The sequence below is a fragment of the Nitrosomonas sp. genome (assembly GCF_040240425.1).
GTDB lineage: Bacteria > Pseudomonadota > Gammaproteobacteria > Burkholderiales > Nitrosomonadaceae > Nitrosomonas.
This window is the reverse complement of the sequence record NZ_QPHG01000005.1, coordinates 18,640-37,728: the sequence shown is the minus strand read 5'-3', so window position 1 is coordinate 37,728 and position 19,089 is coordinate 18,640. Positions and strand designations below refer to the sequence as shown.

Below are 19,089 nucleotides of genomic sequence, written 5' to 3'. Positions count from 1 at the left end.
GCACGGCAAAAGCGGCGGCAAACGAGATGAAATGGGAAACACAGGGAACTCAGCAACCGGGATCTATCCGGCAATCCGCTCACGTCATCGATTAAGCAGGGCTCAGTAGAATCAAACGTATCCGAAGACTGCATCACCATGCGTGCATAAAGCCGCCATTATCATGGAACACAAGTCCGGAGGGCGATAAAATGATTACAGATCAGTTGGATACCGGTTTAAGTAATGCGGAAGCAGCCACCCTGCTAAAGCAGCACGGCGCAAACGAGATTAAACCCGTCAGGCAGCGCAACATCCTCGTGCAGTTTCTTGCTCATTTCTACAATCCGCTGGTATTGATACTGCTCGTCGCAGTGAGCATTTCAGCGTTGAATGGTGACGGAGTCAGCGCGCTCATTATCGGCGTCATCATCCTGATGAGCGTCACGCTGGACTTCATTCAAGAGTACCGTGCCGGTCAGGCGGCGACCAAACTGGCGGCGCAAGTCGCGGTAACCGCCACGGTACTGCGGGACGGGAAATTATCCGAGATTCCGGTGGCACAGTTAGTGCCGGGCGATATCATTTCCCTGTCGGCGGGCGATCTGATTCCAGCCGACGGTCAATTGCTCGACGCAAAAGATCTGTTTATCAATCAATCGCAGCTCACTGGTGAAGCCTATCCGGTTGAGAAACATGCCGACGCACCGGTCAGCGCCGATCCCTGGGACTTGGAAGCAAAAGCTGCGGTATTCATGGGCAGTACGGTGATCAGCGGCACAGCCCGGGCCAGAATCACCCGCACTGGGCAATCGACAGCGCTAGGGCAAATTGCCGACAGTCTCGAGAAAAAGCCGCCCCCCACTTCATTCGAACTCGGCATACGTCAGTTTGGCATGTTGATCATGCGCTTTACCTTCCTGCTAGTTCTGTTCACCTTGCTGGTCAATATCGTTTTGCATCGCCCTTTGCTCGAATCTTTCTTATTTGCAGTGGCATTGGCGGTAGGACTCACACCGGAATTATTGCCCATGGTGGTATCGGTCACACTCACGCGCGGAGCATTGCGCATGGCTGCATTGAACGTGATCGTCAAGCGGCCATCCGCGATTCAGGATATGGGGGCGATGGATATCCTCTGCACCGATAAAACCGGAACGCTGACCGAAGCGAAAATCCATCTGGAACATCACGTCAACGCATTGGGTCAAGGCTCCCAACGTGTATTGGAACTTGCCTATTTGAACAGTTATTTTGAAAGCGGACTCAAAAGCCCGCTCGACGATGCCATTCTGCTGCACCACGACGTTGCGGTCACCGGCTGGAAAAAAATTGACGAAGTTCCGTTTGATTTCGAGCGACGCCGCGTATCGGTGCTGGTAGAGCGTGAAGAAATCCGGATACTGGCAGTCAAAGGGGCTCCTGAAGACATCCTGAACCTTTGCACCCAGTATGAAGATGAAACCGGTGACATCGTTTCGCTGGATGAAACCGCACGGCAATCGATTACTCAACTGCTCGATCAATTCGGCAATGATGGTTTTCGCGTATTGGCTATCGCTTGGCGCGAAGTTGCAGCGGATCACCCCTATGCTGTCGTAAACGATGAAAGCGAATTGGTATTTGCCGGTCTCGCGGCTTTTCTCGATCCACCCAAAATCAGCGCCGGACCGGTTTTAGCCGCACTACAGGCCAGTGGTGTACAGGTCAAGATCTTAACCGGGGATAATGAACGGGTAACGCGCTATATTTGCAACCAGTTGAATTTGCCGGTTACCGGCGTGCTGACCGGAAATGAAATTGCCGCCATGCAGGATGATGCATTGCTCGCCCGCGTGGAAGAAGTGAATCTATTTTGCCGCGTCAATCCGGCGCAAAAGAATCGCGTGTTGCTGGCGCTCAAGGCACGCAAACATGTCGTCGGTTATCTGGGTGACGGCATCAACGATGCGCCTTCCTTGCATACGGCGGACATCGGCATTTCGGTGGACGGCGCGGTCGATGTAGCCAAGCAGGCAGCGTCCATGATCATGCTGGAACACGATTTGAAAGTGCTACATGCCGGTGTAATGGAAGGGCGCCGCACCTTCGGCAATGTGATGAAATACATCATGATGGCGACCAGCTCGAACTTCGGCAACATGTTCAGCATGGCCGCGTCAACACTCTTTTTGCCGTTCCTGCCGCTGCTGCCGTTGCAAATTCTGCTGAACAATTTATTGTACGATCTCTCCGAAATCACCTTGCCGATGGACAATGTCGATGAGGAAGATCTGGCGCAACCGAGCCAATGGGACATGAATTTTATCCGCAATTTCATGATGACCATCGGCCCGATCAGCTCGATATTCGACTTCGTTACCTTCTATCTGCTTATCAGCGTATTTGAGGCGGATGAAACCCTGTTCCGCACCGGATGGTTTGTGGAATCGATCGCCACGCAAGTACTGGTCATTTTCATCATCCGGACCCGGCGCAATCCTTTGCACAGCCACCCCAACCACTGGCTAACGACCACATCGCTCAGTATCGTCGCCATTGCCATGTTGCTCCCCATCAGCCCGATGGCTCATTACCTGGGCTTCACAGCACTGCCATTGACGTTTTTTGGATTGTTGGCTGTTTTGATCATCACTTATCTGCTGACAGTGGAATACTGTAAACAGTGGTTCTATAAACGTCTGAACAAATCCCGGAACAACCCGGCCGTGCCATAGGGTAGTTGATAGAATGCCTGCATCCGTCGTTCGTTTTCTCTGCAAAGACGGTGATTCTTTATAGCCATTAAAAAAGCACATTTTGTTTTAATTTCCACCGTGATAATCTCCACCTTATGTCACATCAAGCGATATTTATAGCCCAATCCGCATTAACCGCCGATTCAGTCGATTTCTTGCCTTTACATGTTCAGTAACCATCAGCCGGTTTCCTATCGTCATTATATTTTTCAGCTCACTGCAATCGCTGCTTTGTATTTTGTATTTGGCCATATCAGTTTTTTGATCTCTGTCTCACATTTCATTGTCACACCGGTTTTCTTTGTCGCGGAAGGTATTGCACTGGCTGCCGCCATCTTGCTTGGCCGCAAGGTCTGGCCAGGCATTTTCGTTGGACAGCTAGCACTCGCTTTAAGCAGCGGACTGGAGTTTCCACCTGCGCTGGCTATCTCCGCCATTAACAGCATTGAAGCCGTGATTGCGGCGGCTCTATTCAAGCGCTGGAAATTGAATCCAACGCTCACCAGAGTGCATGACCTCAGCCGTCTGGTCGCCATGATCTTTTTAGTGCTGCAACCCTTTAGCGCCACCTTCGGAACGGTGGCGCTGTCATTCTTTAATGTCATCCAGGAATCACAGAACTACTTCCAGGCTTGGGCCTATTGGTGGTTTGGCAACTGCTTGGGACAATTGCTGGTAACGCCGTTTCTGCTGATTTTGTTTTCTTCGCGCGGCCGCGGCATCCGGCAATCCATGCGCAATGCGCTCGTGCCGATCATCTTGATGCTGCCCGCCACATGGCTGGTTTTCGGCAACTCCACTTTCAGCGGCATTTCCCTCGCCTTGGTGATTTATGTTCCCTTGTTGTTATGGATTGCAATTAAAAGTGAATTAGCCGTCGTATCCCTGATATGCAGTGCAATCACGGTACTGGCGTTGTTTGAAACAGCGCGCAAATTCGGCCCTTTTGTTGTGGATGAGATTCCGCAAATCTTCGACATGAATATCTTCATTCTGGGGATTTCGCTCACGGCGCAATTTGTCAGCGTGCTATTCACCGAGCGTAACCAAGTGGAGATAGAGTTGCGGAGAAGTGAAGCCAGGCTTTACGCGATTATCGACAACTCCCCCATACCCAAGGCAATCAACGATGACCAGCAGAATATCACTTTCCTGAACAAAGCTTTCGTGCAGACATTTGGCTATACCTTGGACGATATTCCAACGTTAGCGGAGTGGTGGCCCAAGGCCTATCCGGACCCAGCGTACCGCCAGCGGGTAGAAACCACTTGGCGCCAGCATCTGGAAAAAGCCTCCAGGGAAAATACCGGCTTTGAACCGCTCGATGTCATTATTCACTGCAAGGATGGCTCCCTGCGCAGTGTTATTGCAACCGCTTCACCGCTTGAATCTGAAGATACGCTGGCCAAGAATCATTTGGTTACCTTAGTAGATATCACCTTGCGCAAGAATCTTGAAACTCAGCTCATCAAAAGCCATAAATTTCTCGAAGATTTATCCAATAATATTCCCGGCTTTATTTACCAGTTCCAGCTTTTTCCGGATGGGCGGAATTGCGTACCGTATGCCAGCAGAGGAATAACCGGGATCCTCGGTGTATCGCCGGAAAGCATTACCAAGGATGCGTCGGCCATTTTTTCCATCATTCATGCCGAGGACATCGAAACATTTAACCGGTCGATTCAGGAATCTGCCGCCACATTGACTGATTGGCACGCTGATTTCCGCGTCATGACCGCGCAAAATGAAGTCCGGTGGATACACGCACACTCAAAACCAGAGAAACAAGCAGACGGCAGTATTATCTGGAATGGCTACGCCAGCGATATCACCGAGTTGAAAAATATATCGCTGAAATTTGAAGCCTTACTGGAACTCGCCAGCGATGGTGTTCACATCCTCGATGAAGATGGCAATATCGTGGAATTCAGCCACGCCTTCGCCAAGATGCTGGGCTATTCCAACGAAGAAACCGCCCGGCTCAATGTCATGGATTGGGATGCCATGATTCCGAAAGATAAATTGATTGCGGCGGTACGTGAAGTTTCCAAAACGCCGCGCGTTTTTGAAACGCTGCACCGGCGTAAAGACGGCACGATCATGAATGTTGAAATCAACGCCAGCAGACTGGAAGTTTCGGGAAAAATACTGATTTACGCTTCGTCACGCGACATTACCGACCGCAAGCAGCACGAAAAAGAACTGGAATATCAACGCCTGCGTTTATCCAACATCATTGAAGGAACGCACATTGGCACCTGGGAATGGAACGTGCAAACCGGAGAAGTTATTTTCAATCAGCGCTGGGCCGAAATGCTTGGCTATTCCCTCGAGGAACTTGCTCCAACATCGATTGCAACCTGGCTGAAGTATGCGCACCCAGATGATTTGAAGCAATCCGAAGCGCTGCTTAACGATCACTTCACGGGAAAAATTCCTTTTTACGAATGCGAAGCACGCATGCGTCACCAAGCAGGACATTGGATTTGGGTGCTGGATCGCGGCAAAGTGTCCAGCTGGACCGCCGATGGCAAACCGCTCATGATGTTCGGCACTCATCAGGACATCACCGAACGAAAAGAGCGCGAAACCATGCTGATCGAAGCGCGCCAACAAGCGGAAGCCGCCAGTCACGCCAAAACCCGCTTCCTGGCGATGATGTCGCATGAGATCCGCACGCCGATGAATGCCGTGCTGGGCATGGCGTATTTATTAAGCAAAACCACACTGGACGCGCGCCAAAGCGGGTACCTGCGCAATATTGAAGGCTCCTCCAATATTTTATTGGGCGTTATCAATGACATTCTGGATTATTCCAAAATAGAAGCCAACAAAATTGAATTGGATCATATCGCTTTCGATTTGAATACAATTCTGGAAAACCTATCCGCCATTGCTTCAATCGCCGCGAAAGACAAAGCCATTGATGTGCTTTTTTATGTCGAACCTGATGTACCCCGCAGGTTTATCGGCGATCCGTTGAGACTCAGCCAGATTTTCGTAAACCTTACCAACAATGCGATCAAGTTTACCGATCGCGGCGAAGTCATTATCCGCATCGCCATCGCCCCAGCTGGTGATGCCGAAACCGCTACGCTGGTTTTCAGCATCACCGATAGCGGTATCGGCATGACTTCCGAGCAAATGGCGCACCTTTTCCAAGCGTTCAACCAAGCCGATTCATCCATTTCGCGGCGTTTCGGCGGCACGGGCCTGGGTTTGTCGATTTCATACCGACTGGCGCAGCTCATGGGGGGCAATATCATGGCCGAAAGCGAACATGGCCAGGGCAGCCGGTTTCATTGCACGGTCCAGTTACACTACAAAAATCTGCAGCGGGAACCTTGGGTGACCATTCCCGCTCACCTGCAATCACTCAAAGTCATGATCATTGACGATCGTGCAGTTACGCGCAGTGTCATCGCGGAAATTGTTCAATCCATGGGGTGGAGCGCAGTTGCTGTGGATAACAGCACGGCATCGCTTAGCATGTTCGCTGATCCCAGTCTGGTGCCGTTTGATTTGCTGCTATTGATGACGCGCCTAGCCGATACGAGTTATCGCGACACCATCCATGCGATAGAAGCCGCATTACCTGCTGCGCGCCGTCCCAAAATCATCGTGATCAGCAATAATATCGATCCCGCGTTCTCGAATCAGTTTGAAGTCAATAGCACCATCAACGTGCTGATTAAACCTTTCACACCGCTGAACTTGCTGGACACCGTTGCCGCATTGTTTAGCGAAACCGAAAACCATCAAGCGCAGCAGCAAGCACTTTCAGGTCAGCAGCCATTCAGCGGCGCTCATATCCTGATCGTGGAAGACAATGAATTCAATCAATTGCTGATCACCGAATTGCTAACCAGCTGGGATATCAAGGTGAGTCTGGCACAAAATGGCGTGGAATGCCTGGATTTACTGAAAACAGCCGGATCTTCGTTCGATCTGATTTTTATGGACATCCAGATGCCGAAAATGGATGGATTGGAAGCAACCCGGCGTATTCGCCAGGACTTGCACTTGAACAGCATCCCGATTGTCGCTTTGACCGCCAATATCATGGAACACGATCAACAGGAGTTTCTAGCAGCGGGCATGAACGCTTACCTGCCCAAACCTTTCGACCCCAATCAGCTCAATCAAGTTTTGGATCAGTATTTACAACCCGGCGGGCAAAAAACGCCAACCTGATTGCAGCGTCCCTTAATTCTCATCCAGCAACGCTTCCACCAATTTTGCTTCTATCTCCAAATACTGCGTATTGCCGTTGCGCGCAGCGGATGGTTCCTGCCAAGCCGGGTTTTGGCGTAACGCGCTGGTCAGTTTGGTCCAGTTTGCGGGCAATTTCTCGCTGTCGGCTTTGTCCACCTGTAGCCTGTCCTGCGCGGCATGGCCGCGGTGCATCAATTTTCTCAGCAAATGCTTCTGACGCAGATACAAAACTTGCAGCGTGGTTTCGTCGGCGCACTGCCATTGCGTGCCTTTGACGGTCGCTTTGATCTCGTCGCCATAGCGTTTGAAGGTTGACCAGCCGGCGCCCGCGATTGCGCCTAACGCGCTGGCTGCACCCAGACTCATGCCGCCGACCATCAAATCAATTCCGGCACCCGCTGCAGCGCCTTTGGCCGCGGCGCTGCCGAGATCCAATCCGTATGCTTTGAGAATGCCGGGCGCAAAAATATCCAATTGCCATTGCCCGTTACTGACCGGGATTTTTTGGATGGCAACGTCTTTTTCCGAAAAATTGAAAATGGCTAATAGATCGTGCAAGCAGTGCTGCTCGGCCTTGCGGACAAAATCGTGCAACCGGTCTTCAACCAGCGAATGCGCAATCACATTATTCTGCGCGGACTTACTTTCACGATAACAAGCGACCGTAACAATCAATCCGGCAATCCGCTTGGCGCCCAACAAACACAGCTGGTTCCATAATTGGGCACGGTAATCGATCAGCTTCTGCAACCGATCGTAGTGAGATTCCACCAGGGTCTGCATCTTCTGATACAAGCGCTTTTCCGCTTCAAACGTAAACGCGACGGTATCGAATTCCAGCGTGGCGTGCATGTGGAAAGCCGCCAGATGCTCGCGCCATTTTGCCAGTTCCCGGTCATGCCCGGCGATAAAGTTAAAGACCGGAATAATCGGTTTACTGACCTGCGTCAGAATCTCCAATTCCAGCCGGTATTTTTCCAGGAAAGGCTCGCGCACATCGATGATGTAGAGCAGGATATCGCTGCGCAATACCTGGCGGATTACTTTCGCTTCCTGTTCCAGCGGGTCGTTGACCGTTACTTGCGCAATAAACTGCTCCAGAATCTGGGTAGGAGACAACGATTTTGCCTTGGCTTGCAGCTTCTTGATATGCGCAAACAAAGCCCTGGAATCCTCCAGACCGGGTGTGTCATACAACTTCAGAATCGCTTCATTGTCGGCGGATATCGCCGCTTGCTCGACATGCCGCGTGGTACCCGCGCCATCTTCAATCACACCAAATTCAGTGCTGCGCAACATGGTGCGGATCAGCGATGTCTTGCCGGTGTTGGTATGCCCGACGACGGCTATATTCAGCAATGAATCCGCCTGCGGATGCTGTGTGTTAGGGATGCTCATGATTTACCGGGTGATGACATGTTCTGCCGGAATGCCGCAGAGCTCCGCCAGGCGGAACCAGGCGAATTCGCGTGCGCTGGTCACCGGCGCCGATGGTTTGCTCAACAGGATCAGCCACGGCTTAGCGTTGCTGCCGTCGACCAACTCCTTGATCAATCGCTGCACGCCGCGATCGGGTAAACGGTGCGCCGCCACGCCCAGCAACAACGGACCGTTGAGATTTTTTATCAATGTCATGGCCTCGTCATGCGATTCCTGATCGACGATATTCAAGCGGCAGGCAACGGATTCCGGCCAGTGCGTGGCATCGTCCAGCTCAATGCCAAAGGCTTGCGCATTAGCCGGAATGGCAACATTCTCCGGCGGACGGACAACTTCCGCAGGTTTCATACCGGCCTGCGGATCGGCATCGATGACTTGCGCTTTCACTTCGCGCGCCATCAGACGCTGACGCAATTCAATGTAATAAGGCAAGTAAAGATCGAGCTTGAAACGGCTCTCACTCCACTGCTGCATGAACCAGGAAAAACCAAGCAGTAACAGGCGCGGAAAAATCCCGTACACCAGCAAGGCGCCTATCAAGAAAACCGCCCATGCGGTGCGTGTTTCCGCGTCTTGTTTGCCTGTCCCGATGCGGCTAGCAACCGTTTGCGGGTTATCCGGAATTTTTAATCCCATCGCTTCTAATGGCGTGCCAAGGATTTCCGTGAGTCTTGGCAACGTGCTATCCGGCAGCAATGTGGTGCCCCAGATGAAATTATATTGCCTGGCCAGCATGAGCAAGATCAACAACACCAGACCGGCGGTTAAATAGGTCAGCCAGAATTGATGCGTTAATACGCTGATACGCCATTTGCCCACAGTGCCGGTTAAACAACTTTCCCACCAGGCATGCGATGCCAGTGATGCAACTGTCGGATCTTTCTTGTACCGGTAAGGCAGCCAACTAGCCAATTGCGCCACGACACCGCTACTCAAGCTTTGCAGATTCAGCGCAATACCCGATAGCCACAATAATAGCGAAATCATGTTGAAGCCAAGCAGCACCGCGAGCAACCAATAAATATTCAGTGTGGAAGATTCGCTGACTGCCTGGCTGGCTGCCAATCCACCCAAAGTCAGCGCAGCAATCAAACAGATCCAGCGCGCCCGGGTAAACTGCTTGCGCGGTTGCTGCAATACCTCATCCAGCGCGTTATCGCGGGTCAAGTACTTGGCGCGAAGCGTCAGGCGATGAATAAATTCCGTATAGTTGAAGTCACCGGCCGCAGAGCCGGGCATATTTTTAATACCCTCGTACGATAGCTCACCGGCTTTGACGGACTCGATTTTGCGCAACTGTTCAATGCGCACCAAATCAGCGAAGGTATGTTTGTTTACAGACATGAAAGAATCAATTCCGGCAGAATGTCCACTCGGATTTCACAATGGGCGATAGCGTTATGTTTCACAGGTAACAAAAAAAGATTTATCCGGATTTTCAGCAGAATTTGCTACAAAACAAGCTAAAATCCGTTATCAGATCGTTCAAAAAATTATGCAGGGAAATTCCATGAAGCCGGTTGCAATATTCAGACATATACCCATCGAAGGGCCTGGCTATTTTGCCACATTTCTCGACAACAATCATATTCCGTGGCGCCTGATCAAAATCGACGCCGGAGAAAAACCACCTACCAGCATTGATGCATTCAGCGGTTTAGTGTTTATGGGCGGAACGATGAGCGTCAACGATGACTTACCGTGGATTGAGCAGGAATTGACATTAATCCGCCAGGCGATTGCTCAAGACGTTCCAGTTCTAGGCCACTGCCTGGGCGGTCAGCTCATGGCCAAAGCTTTGGGCGGTACGATCAGCGCCAATCCGGTCAAGGAAATGGGCTGGGGTGAAGTTACCGTGCCGGATAATGCAGTGGCGCGCGAATGGTTCGGCGATTTAACCGGTTTCAATTCGTTTCATTGGCACGGCGAAGCGTTCAGCATCCCGCAAGGCGCCACTTGCATTCTGTCCAGCCCTTACTGCGAAAATCAAGCATTTGCACTCGGCATGCACCTCGGTATGCAATGCCATGTCGAAATGACCGAACGCCTGGTGATCGACTGGTGCAGCGTCGGCGCGGAAGAACTCGCCAGTTTGAACGCACCATCGGTGCAAACGCTGGAAGAAATTGAAAAGGATCTACCGAAACGGGTGGCTGCGCTAAATGTAGTCGCTGAAAGACTGTACCGGAAATGGATTGTGCATCTGAAATAGCTACTATCTGATGATTTCAATCAATCCAACATATGCTCACCCAGCAGCAACTTCAAAAACTTTTCGCGCGTCACACTGGATGAATCGCGGTAAAGCTTGTATTTCGCATGCTGATCCGGTTGCTCCGGATTGATTTCGATGCCCCAGAGCGGCGCGGTTGTCGTTGGCAAATTGGAGTAGCGCACATCGACCAGTACATTCGGTTGTTCCGGGCGGATGGCGAGGTATCCAGACGAGAAGTGGCTGAAGCGCGCAATATCCTGCGCCAGCACGGATGCCGCCGGTAGCGTGTTCAGATCGCGTTCCAGCACAAATTTCTCAATTGATTCTCCCGGATAGATGCGCGGCTCGGAAAACAAACTGGCGCGGATGGCATTCACATAGAATTTGCCTTCAAATTCGTAAATAGAGCGCCATAAAACCAGATTAGCGAGTGTCGGTTTGACCAGCAGTTGTTCCGCACGATGCCCTCTTTCCGCGATCAATGTTTCCGCAATGGTTTCAGCGCGGTGCAATTGCATCCAACCGAACGATAAATAGACCGCCGCAAGCAGTAACCCAATCCGGGCCACAGCAAGGCTATATTTCCTGAAAGCAATCACTCCGGCGATCAGTAAGATCAATGTGAAAGCCGGATCCAATACTGAAATGATATTTAACGCCACACGCGCATCGCTCACCGGCCAAAGTAGATTGGTACCATAGCTGGTAAACGCATCCAGCACGCCACTCAAGCAATAACCGAGAAAGGCAAACAGATACAACCGCGCAAAAGTCAGGCGTTTGCGCAAAAATGGCCAGAGCAGTAGCGCGACAATCAGCGCGCCGAGCGGCACGAAAAACAGCGAGTGCGTGAAATGCCGGTGAAATTCGATATTCAGCAGCGGATCGTTCTCCGATTGAATCAGAATATCGACATCCGCCGCAATACCGGCAACAAAGCCTATACCGGTTGCGATGCGTGTTTCTTGCTGTTTCGCGCCTGACTGCGCCATCGTGGCGCCGAGGAGTCCTTGGGTTAATAAATCCATAGTGTCGTAACAATAGTAAATAAAAAATCTCTTCTGCAGAAGATACGTAGTATAAAAGAGGCGCGTGATTCTTTATGATTTTTCGCGCAAACACAGCGAAACATAAAATACTGCAAGGCAATGCAGTTGTGATATCTTGTTAAAGCGTTGAAACGAAGCTAATCAGACCTGTATTAATCGAATTAAAAGTCAATTCAATACTTGCGGCCCTATGCAATTGATACAATGGAAAAACTCTTAAAGACCGGATTCCTGATCCTGATCAGCCTCGCCATTTTTGCCGGGGCAGGTCTTTATGTTTTCCGCAATCCTTTGCTGGAAACCTTGATCGGCCAGCAATTGAATAAGCGAGGCTTACCGCTGCAATCCATTGCTGACTTGAATCTCTCTTTCAATGCTTTCCACTTGAATGGTTTGTCGGCAGGTAAAAATAAAGAATTGCGCTTGGACAACATGCTCGTAGCATGGAATGTTCCAGATCTGCTCGCCGGGAAGCCGATCTCGATTGAGATCAGCGGTTTGCACGTGACATTCGACTTGAACGCGGTGTACCCGCCGTTGAGTTCCACTACACCGATGACTGCCGCATCTGGAAAAAGTATCAACCTTCCCTGGCTGCCAAACTTTTCACTCAAGGATTCGGCAATTCATCTGCGCTCAACAGCAGGTGAAGCGACCATCGCGCTATCCGGCGGCATTGCGCAAAACCAGCCGGATGCACAGACGATGCACATGAGTGTAATCGTTTCCGGTTCACTTGCACAAAGCAAAAGCTTACTGACCGCGACACTGGATAGAAAGGGAAATATACAAGGTAAGTTCGCCGTTTCTGAAGGTATGCTGGGACTGCCCGAAGCGAATATCTCCAGTTTTTCAGGTGAAACGGCATTTTCGTTCGCAGCATTGCAGCTACAGCATATTCAAACCGAATTCACATTATCCGGCATCAAACTGCCAGGAAAAACAGTCATAAAACCCATATCCGATTCCGCTGATAAAAATCCGGTGACACCAGCGTTAGGAAATACAACCATCGATCGTATCACGCTGAAAGGTAATATCCGCGCGTCAGCACAATCATTGACAGGATCATTGGATCTCGAAGCCGACGGCGGTCAATATGCTGCGGAACCGCTCAAAATTCAGCAGCTCTCTGTTTCTCTGCCTGTGCAAATCACTTTCAATCGGGATAATTGGCAAGTTGCATTGCGCAATCCAGGGCAGATCACTTTTGGCAAGATTGACTCCGGCACGCCTGTGCATTTGTTGAATGCGTTCAAGTTTTCAATCCCGCAAGCCAATCTGGAACTGGAAAAGCATTTGCAGGGCTGGTCACTTTCACACGATATCGCTGTGACTCCTGGTAACCTGAACGTGCGTGTCAATCGTACGGAATCCCCCGCTATTGAGGCGCAGATTCATCCCGGAAAAATAACCTTGACCGGAAAACTCAGTGCGGGTAGCGACTACCAAGGGCGTTTTACCCTCAACGAGGCGGGCTTTACATTGCCGCAATCCGATCTGCAAATGAAGGATTTTTCCGCCACCGTACATTGGAATGATGCCGAGATGGGCACTGCGGCGGATTTCGCTATCGCCCGGCTGCAACACCTTGCGTCCGAACCGCTATTTGCTGCGCTGTCTATCACCGGCAGTATCCGCAATGAAGCGGCGGCTGGAGAACCAGCCGTGTATGCGCTGAACGTCACAGGCGGTGTGCCGGATTTGCGCTATTTAACAATCAGCGGCCGTCATGCACCCGCTAGTGGCGATGGCACGATACAAGCGGAAATTATTCCTATCCGTTTCTCACCGAAGGGTTTGCAGCCCAGCGTGCTCTCCCCCGCTCTTGCACAACTTGAGAATGTCAGCGGAAATCTCAACGCCAACGCTCAACTCAACTGGTCCAAGGAAGGTGTGCGGAACAGTCAGGCAGCATTTGAATTACGCAATTTATCGTTTGCCCGTGAAAATACAAAACTCAGCGATCTAAATATCAATCTTAACTTGGTGGATTTATTAACGCCCCGTACCCCGCCGCACCAGACAATCACCATTCGGCACATTGACGCCGGTGTTCCACTGGAAAATCTGCTAGTCTCCTATCATATCGAAGGCACCAGCCCGCCCCGCATCGCCATCGAAAAAGCGCAATTCTCCGTGCTGGAAGGTACAATAGCCGTCGTACCTACCGTCATCGACCCGGCCGCAGCGCGTTCTGACACGCTGATCCGCATCAGCAACATCGACCTGGAAACCCTCTTTAATGTCATTAAGGTTGATGGATTGACCGGAACCGGTCATCTGGACGGTCAGATCCCGCTGACGCTGGCGGAAAACCAAGTGACCATCACCAATGGCCACCTAGCCGCGCAAGCTCCGGGGATTCTGCGTTTCAAATCGGAAAAAGCCTCAAAACTGATGGCTTCCGCCGGTAAGGAAATGAATTTATTACTGCAAGCGGCACAGGATTTTCACTACACCGAACTGTCGTTGGATCTCGACAAATCGGTTACACACGATCTGGTAGCCAAACTGTCGTTGTTGGGGAATAATCCCAAGGTAAAAGACGGGCAGGCATTCCGCTTGAATATTAAGCTCGAAACGGATATCGATAAAATTCTGCAAACGATTAATCAAGGTTACAACTTATCGCATGAAATTCTGCGCGGCTCATTAAGGTTCCATTAAGTCCGCTCGCGCTAAATTGAAATCATGGAACACAGTATGCTAATTATCGGATTCCCAGTCAGAATAGAGTGCGGGAATCCATCAGAAAAGGAGTGCAATCATGCGTAAAATTGATCGAATAACCAACGCGACATTAGTCAAAGTCATCCTGATTCTATTCTGCCTGACGATCACTGCATGCGCGCCGACCGTTAAAGTGGAGACACCGCAAGAACCGATCACAATTAATCTCAATATCAAGCTGGATGCGGACATCCGGGTCAAGCTTGAAGAGCAAGCCAAAAAAGATATCGCGGCCAATCCTGGCATCTTCTGATATCAACGAGACGAGGAGAACACTATGCAGCGTATTGCACACATGACAGTTAAAAAACCTTTCGCAAAAATCGGCCAAGCCATGCTGTTGGCATTCATGCTTAACGCGATACCCGCCTGGGCTGATTCCATCGAGAATCTGCGCGCATCGGGCGCAGTCGGCGAAAGTTACGATGGCTATGTCGTCGCGCGCGAACCGGGCGCTCGCGGGGAAGCGGATGAAATCAACGCAAAACGCCGGTCGATTTACCAGGAAAAAGCCACCGCCCAGGGAATCGATATCGAACAAGTCGGGAAAGTTTATGCTGAAGAAATCATCCGCAAAGTTCCATCCGGAACTTGGATTCAACTGAATGGCCAATGGAAACAAAAATAGCAAGCCATGCAAATGGAAGACAGCTAAAACCGGCCAGCATCAGGCGCTGCGCAATCCGATCTAACAGTAATCCATCCGTTAATCCGCCATCAACTGATTGACCTCGGCATACCAGCTGCAATGACGATAAGGTTCGGCGTGCAATAATGTTTTGTAGTTATCCGGTAAATCGCGCGCAATCGCCCGGAATTCCTGTTTATCCTGCGCCGTAATGATAGTCGGACCCATAAATGGGGTTTTGTTGCGGCGCAAATTCAGGTTAAACACGGTCTGATGTGGTAAATCAAAAAATCGAACCATGTCCTTCAACACCGCCTCCCGTTTGAGATCAACGTCGACATCGATAAAAAACACGCGATCCTGCCACTGGTGATCCCGGATCAGCTGCATCGCCCGGTGTTCGATTTCCAGCCATTGCAACAAATAAAACTGAAAACGGCTGAGTGTGCCCGGGTAGTGCCGGAACAACGCTTCATGCCCGGTTAAAGCCCAACGGAACAAACGCTCGCCGGTATCACTGGTATATTCCGCAAATGGTAGATGCCATTGGCGTATCGCCTGCTCGCGCACATATTCGCTTTTCGCCACGAGCAATGGATTTCGTACCAAATGAATAAAACCGGGGTTGCGCAACAGCACCCCAGCGTGACGGTTAAAAGCTTTCAGGAAAGCATGATTCGATTCAAAATAAAACGGTTGCTGGCGGCCCGCGATAAAACGGCATTTACGTTCCAGCACCGGGATTAATGCACTATCGTTACCTTGCGTGTTCCATTCAATCGGTTTACCGAACAGCGTGGGATTACCCGGCGTAAAGTAAGGCTCGTGCGTGCTGTAACACTGCGTAATATTTTTTGTGAAGAAATCAGCAAGATAGCTGGTGCCCGAACGGCCACTGGCGAGGGCGAATAATACAAGCTGAGGGGAATTCATAGCCTTACAGGCAAACTATTCAGTAGCGCCATAAACACCATGTTGACTCTTAACTGTATCAGGCGAGAGCGTGATGAATTAGCTCTACTGCCTATTTCAGAAACTTATCCTTGATTATCTGCGCAACAATCAATCCAGCAATCAATGCAATTACAGAGTAAATAGTAATTTCTATTAAATCAGTCATCTGACAAGGTATCCCATCTCAATCAATGCAAACGCAAGCATTCTATATGAGATACATGCAGCCAATGGAAAAATATTCGCCGCACAGGATCCCGGGATTTAGAAATTCTTACCGCTGATTGACACAAGCTGAAATTATTCTCAAAATTGCGGCGCACGTTGACGGCTTAACATTTCACGACATGCAAAGAGCACCCTCTAGGGCATGAAGCGTATGCCATCGCATCGAGATTGGATGGTAAAATGCCATCAAGCTACGCTTATAACAATAAGCTTGCATCTGTCACAAAAACAGAAGTCGTTGATGTTGATCGCAACGGACTGGTTACTTTAATTTAAGATTAATTTTTATAGGCTTAATACAATATGAAGAAATTACTTTTTGTTGTTCTGATTTCCTTAGCGTTTACAAACAACCTGTACGCGAAAAGCAGCAAAGGCAGTAAAGGCAGCGTATCAAAAGCGCCAGTAAGCTCCAAACCAGCCGCACAACAAAAACAAGCGAATACGCCGAACCAACCTGCGCCAGCGCAAGCAGCCAACGCAAATGCACCAGCCGCAGCACCGAATGCACAGGCTCAAAACCCATCTCTTTTGCAATCCGCAATGCCCGCATTAGTCGGTGGCGCAGTGGGAAGCTATATCGGCAGCAAATTGGCCAGTGATGGCGAGGATGCAAAAGCAGCGGAAGAAAGCGCGGAAAAAAAGGACGAGCAATTTCTAAAATAATAAGCCATAGCTGTTCGGCTTAACTTCATATACCCTGCCAAACAAAGAGCGTTACCATTCCTAACAACAAAGAAAGGTAACGCTCGGACTAATGAACCCTGGTACAAAAAAAACAACCTGATGAGCTTGCCGGAAAATAATGGCAGCTCATTCAGGAATTTTTAGCGCCACTTGCCCAGAGTCACATATTCCATCGGTTTGCTAAAGCTAGATAACACCCTGTCCCAGCATGGCTTCAGCCACTTTGACAAAACCGGCGATATTGGCGCCATCGACATAGTTCACGCTGCCGTCGGCTTTGGTGCCGTATTTCAAACAGGATTTATGGATTGCTTGCATGATTTCTTTCAGGCGCGCATCCACTTCCTCGCGCGTCCAGGATATCCGCATGGCATTCTGGCTCATTTCCAGGCCTGATGTTGCGACACCACCGGCATTACTGGCTTTGCCCGGCGCATAGAGCACTTTGTTATGCAGGAAACACTCAACGGCTTCCGCAGTCGATGGCATGTTGGCGCCTTCGGCCACGCAAATCACGCCATTTTTGACCAGTGCCCGCGCATCTTCACCGTTCAATTCATTCTGTGTTGCGCAGGGCAATGCCACTTGGACGGGTACATGCCAGGGCTTCGCACCGGGTAGATACGTGACGTTGACCCGTTTGGCATATTCATCAAGACGAGCGTACAGGTGATTTTTAACCTCGGCCAGGATCGCCAGTTTTTCGGGAGTGAAGCCCGCTTCGTCGACGATCGTGCCGCTCGAATCGGACACGGTCACCACTTTGGCGCCCTGCGACATGGCTTTTTCCACGGCAAATTGCGCCACATTACCGGAACCGGAGACCGAAACGCGCATGCCTTCGAGAGAACGTCCTGCGTGCTTCAGTATTTCTTGCGCGAAATAAACCGTGCCGTAACCGGTCGCTTCCGGGCGTATCAATGACCCGCCAAAACTCAATCCTTTACCGGTAAATACACAATCCGCACGGTTGGATAATTTCTTCATCATGCCTGCCATGAAACCGACTTCCCGCCCTCCGACGCCGATATCGCCCGCAGGCACATCGGTATCCGAACCGATATGACGGAACAATTCGCTGATAAACGCTTGGCAGAAACGCATGATCTCGCCCGGGCTTTTACCTTTCGGATCGAAATCGGAACCACCCTTGCCCCCGCCCATCGGTAATGTGGTCAACGCATTCTTGAAAGTCTGCTCAAACGCCAGGAATTTAAGAATCGACAAATTAACCGAGGGATGAAACCGGATGCCGCCTTTATAAGGCCCGATGGAAGAACTGTGCTGTATGCGATAACCGCGATTGACCCGGACCTCGCCGTGATCATCCACCCAGGATACCCGAAATATAATCACCCGTTCCGGCTCGACCAAACGATCCAGCAAGCCGTGTTCGGCATAACGAGGATGCTCCAATATAAACGGCCACAAACTTTCGATCACTTCAGTGACCGCCTGCATATATTCTGGTTGGTTCGGATTGCGCCCCGCCACATCGGCGCTGAACTCTTGAAGACTTTTATATTTCATTTTATTTCCCCGGTAAGTGAAAGGTTATCAGCAAATGGCCCAATTTTGCCAAATTAATGTACAAGCTGCACTGTATTTTTATTAAAAAAGGGGTTTTTATACAAGAAACCTCTGCATGGCCCAAAGCGGATGGTTGCCGATAGGAATCTGGAATGGTAGTTTAGGCGGCAAACCAGTTTCAGTGTCCGGCTGGCGATGGTCATATTCAAATTGTGTGTAAACCGGCAAATACAAGCGCGCAATAGCACGATGAGAGGAGAATATCATGCCTATATCAGTAGTATGCAAAATCCGCACAAACTTAAAACCAAACCTGCAAATGAATAAAACCTAATCGTGCTTATCTGCCTGACTTTCTTTATAACATCGCCGATTCATGCGGCAGGAAAAGCGAGCGAACAAAAGCTGGATGAGGTCGCCGGACGCGCTTCGCATGTCATGCCGTTCGATCTGGAGAAAACCACGCATATTTTTTCCAAGACTGACACGGGCGGTATTCTGCAGATAATTACGAAGAACAAATCCGATAGCGGACAAATCAGCCTGATACGGGTACATTTGTCCGGAATTACCCAGGAATTTCAGCAAGGTGATTATTCGAATCCAGAAAAAATTCATGTCGCTGGCACACCTGGATTGGCGGAATTAAAATCACCACCCGCGATAGGGGATGACAGGACATGAGCAATCCGA

Annotated in this window: 13 protein-coding genes; 8 read left to right on the top strand and 5 right to left on the bottom strand. The window is 50.3% G+C overall.

Going from position 1 to position 19,089, the window contains the following annotated elements; translation table 11 throughout:
• Positions 1-191: 191 nt before the first annotated feature.
• Positions 192-2,696 carry a magnesium-translocating P-type ATPase gene (gene mgtA, locus DU481_RS02765; protein ID WP_350132276.1) on the top strand — a complete coding sequence of 835 codons (2,505 nt, stop codon included), beginning with the start codon at positions 192-194 and terminating at the stop codon, positions 2,694-2,696.
• Between the two features lie 186 nt (positions 2,697-2,882).
• The gene (locus tag DU481_RS02760; RefSeq protein ID WP_350132274.1) at positions 2,883-6,911 is read left to right on the top strand and encodes a PAS domain S-box protein; all 4,029 of its coding nucleotides are present in this window, start codon (positions 2,883-2,885) and stop codon (positions 6,909-6,911) included.
• 12 nt (positions 6,912-6,923) lie between these two features.
• Here the strand turns inward: DU481_RS02760 and DU481_RS02755 are convergent, their stop codons facing one another.
• Together DU481_RS02755 and DU481_RS02750 are read right to left on the bottom strand one after the other, a co-directional pair.
• A complete protein-coding gene (locus tag DU481_RS02755) occupies positions 6,924-8,330 on the bottom strand; it encodes a GTPase/DUF3482 domain-containing protein (protein WP_350132271.1) in 1,407 nt (468 codons plus the stop codon).
• Between the two features lie 3 nt (positions 8,331-8,333).
• Positions 8,334-9,716 carry a DUF2868 domain-containing protein gene (locus tag DU481_RS02750; RefSeq protein ID WP_350132268.1) on the bottom strand — a complete coding sequence of 461 codons (1,383 nt, stop codon included), beginning with the start codon at positions 9,714-9,716 and terminating at the stop codon, positions 8,334-8,336.
• Positions 9,717-9,882: 166 nt separating this feature from the next.
• Here DU481_RS02750 and DU481_RS02745 point away from each other — a divergent pair, with 166 nt between their 5' ends.
• Positions 9,883-10,584: a type 1 glutamine amidotransferase gene (locus DU481_RS02745; protein ID WP_350132265.1), complete on the top strand. Its 702-nt coding sequence runs from the start codon at positions 9,883-9,885 to the stop codon at positions 10,582-10,584.
• Between the two features lie 20 nt (positions 10,585-10,604).
• Here the strand turns inward: DU481_RS02745 and DU481_RS02740 are convergent, their stop codons facing one another.
• On the bottom strand, positions 10,605-11,615 hold the full coding sequence (locus tag DU481_RS02740) for a metal-dependent hydrolase (RefSeq protein ID WP_350132262.1): 1,011 nt from the start codon (positions 11,613-11,615) through the stop codon (positions 10,605-10,607).
• A gap of 225 nt (positions 11,616-11,840) precedes the next feature.
• Between DU481_RS02740 and DU481_RS02735 the strand changes: the two genes are divergently transcribed.
• The 3 genes from DU481_RS02735 (at position 11,841) to DU481_RS02725 (ending at position 14,997) form a co-directional block, all read left to right on the top strand.
• Complete coding sequence (locus tag DU481_RS02735) at positions 11,841-14,306, top strand: intermembrane phospholipid transport YdbH family protein (RefSeq protein ID WP_350132259.1); 2,466 nt, start codon at positions 11,841-11,843, stop codon at positions 14,304-14,306.
• Between the two features lie 100 nt (positions 14,307-14,406).
• The gene (locus DU481_RS02730; protein ID WP_090322184.1) at positions 14,407-14,622 is read left to right on the top strand and encodes a YnbE family lipoprotein; all 216 of its coding nucleotides are present in this window, start codon (positions 14,407-14,409) and stop codon (positions 14,620-14,622) included.
• 24 nt (positions 14,623-14,646) lie between these two features.
• Positions 14,647-14,997, top strand: a complete 351-nt coding sequence (locus tag DU481_RS02725) for a YdbL family probable chaperone protein (protein WP_107803911.1) — start codon at positions 14,647-14,649, stop codon at positions 14,995-14,997.
• 78 nt (positions 14,998-15,075) lie between these two features.
• Here the strand turns inward: DU481_RS02725 and DU481_RS02720 are convergent, their stop codons facing one another.
• Positions 15,076-15,930 carry a hypothetical protein gene (locus tag DU481_RS02720; RefSeq protein WP_350132256.1) on the bottom strand — a complete coding sequence of 285 codons (855 nt, stop codon included), beginning with the start codon at positions 15,928-15,930 and terminating at the stop codon, positions 15,076-15,078.
• 552 nt (positions 15,931-16,482) lie between these two features.
• Here DU481_RS02720 and DU481_RS02715 point away from each other — a divergent pair.
• Positions 16,483-16,845, top strand: coding sequence for a hypothetical protein (locus tag DU481_RS02715; protein WP_350132253.1), 363 nt, complete (start codon positions 16,483-16,485; stop codon positions 16,843-16,845).
• Between the two features lie 207 nt (positions 16,846-17,052).
• Here DU481_RS02715 and gdhA read toward each other — a convergent pair whose 3' ends face one another.
• The gene (gene gdhA / locus DU481_RS02710; protein WP_090322177.1) at positions 17,053-18,396 is read right to left on the bottom strand and encodes an NADP-specific glutamate dehydrogenase; all 1,344 of its coding nucleotides are present in this window, start codon (positions 18,394-18,396) and stop codon (positions 17,053-17,055) included.
• Between the two features lie 336 nt (positions 18,397-18,732).
• On the opposite strand from gdhA, the gene DU481_RS02705 reads away from it, so the two are divergent.
• Positions 18,733-19,080, top strand: a complete 348-nt coding sequence (locus DU481_RS02705; RefSeq protein ID WP_350132250.1) for a hypothetical protein — start codon at positions 18,733-18,735, stop codon at positions 19,078-19,080.
• The last annotated feature ends 9 nt before the right edge of the window (positions 19,081-19,089 follow it).